The following is a 5,791-nucleotide window of genomic DNA, read 5'->3' on the forward strand; positions in this document are numbered from 1 at the left end:
TCTGCGCCGGCGTCTCACCCAAGGCCTGCCAGTTCGGCCGGTACATCGACTCGACCTGCGGTGGCGGTACGCGGTACACGCCTGGGGTGACCGCACGGGCCAGGTACAGCAGGTGCGTCGGGCGCGTGCTGCCGCTGATGTCCAGGGCCGCGACATAACGGTCGCCACGGTATTCCTGGTGCTTGATGCCGGCGCTTTCCATTGATTCGCGGAAGCTTTTCACCGACTCGCTGGCGTCTTCCAGGCTGGCAGCGCTTTGTGCCAGGTTCTGGTTTTCCAGCTCCAGGCCCGCTGGCAGCAGGTCGACCACCAATGCATCCGGCACCCGCTGACGTGCAGCCACTTCAAGGTGCACCAGCACCAGTTGCCCGGTTTTCAGCGCTTCGACGTTCAGCGGCTGGCCGTTAAGGCTCAGGTACTCGCGACGAATGCTCAGGTTCTCGCCCCCGGCCACCGGGGCCTGGGTCGGGTAACCGGACAAGGTCAGTTGCTGGTACAGCGTTTCGCCGCTCTGGTTGCTCAACGACAGCGGCGACGCCAGCAGCGGGCCGTCGAGTTTAAGGCCCGGCTGACGATTGCTGACATCACGACTGTTCGCACCGGCTGACAGCAACGCAGTCCAGTCCTTCTCCGGCTTGCCGAGCAAGTGGCGACCGGCCAGGAACAGCGAATTGCTCTCCTGGGTCGACAGGTAGCGGCTGGCCGCCAGTTGATCGGCCAGGTCGAACAGGCGCTGGTTGCGCGCTTCGCCACCCAGGTTGTTCTCTTCCAGCAGGGCCAGGATCAGCGCCTGGTCGCGCAGCGGGCTGCCGTAGTCGGCCAGCCACTCGTTACCTTTGCGACCGACAGCCAGACCTGCCTGCAGGGCCTGCTCGGCACGTGGTTTGTCGCCCATTTTTTCCAGCGCGATGGCCAGTTGCACCAGCGGCAGACCGGAACGGGCATCGCTGCGGCGTTCGAACAGGGTACGCAGTGCGCCCAGCGGCGCCTGTTGGCTGCGCGCCAGCACCAGGCCTGCGTAAGCCTGCACGGCAAAGCGGGTGTGCTCGGCGTTCTGGCTGTAGCTGACCTCGATCTGGCCACGCTCCTGCAAGTAACGCATCAGGCGCTCGTTGGCCTTTTTCAAGGCATCGGCCGGCACCGCAAAGCCCTGATCGCGTGCGCGCAGCAGGAAGTCGGTGACGTACGCGGTCAGCCAGTATTCTTCATCGCCATCGGCGCCCCACAGACCAAAGCTGCCGTTGTAGCGCTGCATGCCCAGAAGGCGCTCGATGCCGATTTCCACCTTGCGCTTGCGCTCGGCGTCCGGCTCGCCGGTCAGGCCCAGACGCTTGAGGGTCGCGGCATCGGCGTACAGCGAGGGGTACAGACCGCTGGCGGTCTGCTCCAGGCAACCATACGGGTAGGCCTTGAGGGCCCGAATCTGCTCGCCAAGGTTCAACGGCGGACGGCTCGACAGCGACAGCATCGCTTCACGACCGGCCGGCTCGAAGGCTTGCAGCGCGCCTTCCGGCAGGCTCCAGTCCTGACCCTGCTCCAGTACCGCACGGTAATGACGCAGCATGGCCGGGTACGCCGGGCGCACGCCGATGGTCCATTCACGCGACAACGGCGGCAGGTTCTCGCCCGGCAGCACCAGGCCATCGACCTGCACCCGCAGCTTGCCCTGCCCCAGACCGCCCTGGGCCTGCACCGGCACCTTGAGGGTGATGCGCTGGCCTTCTTTCAACTGCACGGTCTTGAACTGGTCGCCACCGGGAATGCTCAGTTGCCCTTCGGCAAACAGCTGCACATCCAGTTTCTGTGGCTTGCCCGACAGGTTGGACAGGTCCAGCGCCACGCTGGTCTGGTCACCACCGGCCAGGAAGCGCGGCGTCGACAACTCGGCAATCAACGGCGCTGCGACCACGGTCTTCGCCTCGGCCATGCCATAGCGCTCGTCGGTCCAGGCCTGGGCCATCAGACGCAACTCACCGTTGAAGTCTGGAATATCGACGCTGACTTCGCCTTCACCCTGTTCATTGAGGGTCACCGGTGCGCTTTGCAGGGCGACGATGGTGACGCTGGTGTCAGGACGCTTGCCGCCCTTGGCCAAGGCATCGCCACCGAACGCCAGGCTGGCCACACGGCCCTGCCCGGCTTCGATCAACTGACCATAAATATCGAGCTGGTCGGCGCCGTATTCCTTGCGGCCGAACAGGCTGGCGAACGGATCAGGCGTGGCGTAGCGGGTGATGTTGAGAATGCCGACGTCCACCGCCGACACCAGCACCTGTACCTGTTTAGGCACGCTGCCATCGGCATTTTTCGCCGTCAGCTTGAGCTTGAGCGGCTGCTTGGGACGCATCTTCTCCGGCGCGGTGACGGTCAGTGCCAGCTTGCGCTGCCCACGTTCCAGCGGCAGGTGCAGCACGCCCACGGCACGTTTTGGCGTGACATTGGCCTTGCGTTCGCCCGGACGAATCACCAGCGCGCTGACGTACAGGTCGTGGCGCGCCCATTGTTTGTCCAGCGGGATGTCGAACGACTTGCCTTCGGCCGGCACGTCGATTTCCTGCCACCACAGCGGACCTTCGCTGGACTCGACCAGCAGGTAGCCCTTGCCGGCAGCGGGTGGCGTGACGGTCACTTTAGCGGTATCGCCATCGGCATAGGCCGGTTTGTCCAGCGCCAGCTTGACCTGGTCGGGACGTACCGCGCCGCCTTCGGCGTTGTCCTGCCAGCGGTAGCCGGCCCAGAAACGCAGGCTGCTGACCAGCCCGGTGCTCGGGTCTTCAACCTCGACACGGTAAGGGCCCCACTCGACCGGGAAGCTGACCTTGACGGTCGAATCCTTCTTGATGCTGACGGTTTCTTCGTTAAGGCTCAGAAACTTCTCGTTGAAGTTGTAGCTCCAGCCGTCGCTGTCCGAAAAGGTCCAGTAGTAGTCGCGGCGCTCGCGCACCAGACGCACTTTGACGTTGTCGGCGGCCAGCTTGTTGCCGGCGCTGTCGGCGACCAGAATTTCGAACTCGGCCGGGCCATCGCCATCGGTCTGCGCTTCGCCGCGGCGGGCGCTGTCGTCGTATTCGTCTTCACCGGTGCTGGTGCCGAACAGCGCACGCACGCCCGGCAATTGCTCGGCCGGCCAGACTGGCTGCACCACGCGACGGGTAATCGGGCGACCGCCGGATTCCTGCAGGCTGACCTGCACGATCACATTCAGCGGCGAGCGTGCCTTGGCCCATTCGGTCTCGACATCGAGCAGCGCTTCGCCGTTGGCGTCCAGAGTCGCGCCGTCCAGCTCGCGGTCCATCTTCAGGTCTTCTTCGGTGATCGAACCGAACTGATAACCCGGCAGTTTTTCCACCGCCTCACGCAGCGGCCGCACATACAGCTGGCCGGTCAGGCTGTTGCCCGACGCCGGCGCACCGTACAGGTAACGACCGGTGATTTCGAATTGCGGGTTCTGCTCGGGCGAGATCGGTGTGTCGCTGCCCTTGAGTTCCAGCGCCAGGCGCTCGGGCAGGAAGTCCTCGACATTGAATTCATACAGTTGCGGCTTGCCGTCGCCCAGGTCGTAGACCAGTTGCCAGCGACCGGTGGGGGCCTCGTCGGCCAGTTGCAGCTGGTACTGGTACAAACCGTTGCTGCCCGGTTCCCAGACAAACTTGCGGCTGACTTGCTCGTCCGGGCGACGCACTTCAACGTTGATCGGCTGCGCCTTGACCGCCTTGCCGTCCTGATCGCGCAGCAGGCCGTTGAGCAGCACAGTTTCGCCTGGGCGATACAGGTCGCGCGGTCCAAAGATGAAGAACTGCAGCGGGTGGGCTTGCGGGCCGGAGATATCGAACTCCGCCAGGTCCAGCGCCGGGCTGTTGAGGCGCAGCAGGCTGGTCTGTTCGTCCTTGTGCGCCAGAATCAGCGCCGCCTTGGCCGGCAGCGGCAGTTGCGCATGGCCCTTGCCATCGGTCTTGCCCTGGCCGACGACCTTGCCTTCCTGGTCGTAGACATCGACATTCACGTCACTCAGCGCCTTGCCGCCTTCCAGTGCCTGGGTAAACACATCAAGACGCTGGCTGTAGCGGTGCACCGACAAACCGATGTCACTCAGGGTGAACAAGGTGGCTGGCAGCGTGTAGCTGTATTTGCCCGAGGCGCGCATCACGGCCAGGTAAACACCCGGCTGTTGCAGCGGCTTGATGCCGGCAATCGGCAGCAGCAGGGTTTCGCGGGTATTGCGTGCCGGATTCAAGTCGAAGCGCCCGCCGTAGACCAGGTCGGCCAGTGGCAGCAGTTCTTCGGAGTTATAGGCCGACATGCTCGACGAACCTTCCCAGTTGGCGAGGAAGTTCGGCAACTGATCTGGCTTGATGCGAAAGAACTCGACATCGACCTTGTCGACGTTCAGCGCGATCACCGGCAGGCCTTCGGCCAGACGGGTCGGCAACAGGCTGCCGCGGCTGGAGAAACCGACCGTGGCTTGCAGGTCGCGGGTTTCCAGGCGGGCGCTGAATTCGGCGGCCAGTTTGGCTTTGTTGACGCCTTGCAGGCCGGCATCGACGGTCAGCACCAGCTTGCGCTGCGGTTCCAGATGGCGCAGGCGCAGCTCCATCAGGTTATCCGACAGCTCCCAGGCGCCATCGACCTTGCCGGTCTTGCTGTCGACCAGATGCAGCTTTTCAGCGAATTTCTGCTCAGGGTCCAGTGGCACGGAGACGCTGACCGACAGCGTGCTGGCGCCCTCAACCTGAATTTCCGAGACATCCACCACCGTCAGTTCGCGGCCTTCATAGCGCTTGGCCAGGGCCGGCAGATCAACTGCAGGTTTCGGTTTCGCCGGCTGACCGGCCGCAGGCGCAGCCGCCTGTGCGGGCGCGGGCGGCGTCGCCGGCTTACCGGTGGAGGAAGAATCGCAGGCACTGAGCAGCGCAAGCGCGCAAGCCAAAAACAGTCCTTTGTTGAGCATGGGGCACTCGTCGACAGCAAGAGGAAAGGGGCGACTATATAGCAGTCACCGTGGTGGGTCGGCGTGTAGACCACCGGTTTGTGACTTCGTTCTCAGGCTTGATGCAAGTTGCACAAGCCGGCCGGGCAGCTAACCGTTACAGCCGAAACACGCTGCTCCCCAAGCCGAAAAACTGTGACGCAGCTCACGGTTATGCCCTTGCCCAGGAATTTTTCAACTCGTATACGGTCTTTTAAACGCTCGATACACAAATGCATCTCGTTCAGAGCGCTCGAACCTACTCTGCGGGCGGGCCCCTCGCCTCGCGCCATCGTTAATCGATTACACACGCTTGCCACGTCAAGGACATGGCCGACTTCGTGCGGCCTGATTTTGCGCTTGGCGGCCTGTCCAGCCACCCGCTGGAGCTGTTTGCACGAGGTTTTTACATGGATGTTCATCGTTTCTGGGGCATGCCCAAACGCGGCCTGGCACTGATTCTGGCCAACGCGCTGTTCTGGCAACCCCTGCTGGTACAGGCCCAAGGCATCGTCGCCAGCAATCCGGCGACCCAGGTCGGCCAGGCCGGCAACGGCGTGCCGGTGGTGAACATCGCCGCCCCCAACGGCAGCGGGCTGTCGCACAACCAGTTCCAGCAGTACAACGTCGACAGCAAGGGCGTGATCCTCAACAACGCCACCAATCCGACCCAGGGCACGCAACTGGGCGGCATCGTGGTCGGCAACCCCAACCTGCAAGGCCGGGCGGCGGGCACCATCCTCAACGAAGTGACCGGCGCCAACGCCAGCCAGCTCAACGGCTACACCGAAGTCGCCGGGCAGTCGGCGCGGGTCATCGTCGCCA

Annotated in this window: 2 protein-coding genes; one reads left to right on the forward strand and one right to left on the reverse strand. The window is 63.9% G+C overall.

Annotation, left to right across the window (positions count from 1 at the left end; translation table 11 throughout):
- Positions 1-4,948: alpha-2-macroglobulin family protein (locus ACYP2A_RS26010; RefSeq protein ID WP_459748805.1), on the reverse strand; the 4,948-nt coding region annotated here is incomplete at its 3' end.
- A 428-nt stretch (positions 4,949-5,376) separates the two neighbouring features.
- Between ACYP2A_RS26010 and ACYP2A_RS26015 the strand changes: the two genes are divergently transcribed.
- The coding region (locus ACYP2A_RS26015; RefSeq protein ID WP_459748806.1) for a two-partner secretion domain-containing protein at positions 5,377-5,791 on the forward strand (415 nt) is incomplete at its 3' end.

Source organism: Pseudomonas sp. 3A(2025) (assembly GCF_054589175.1).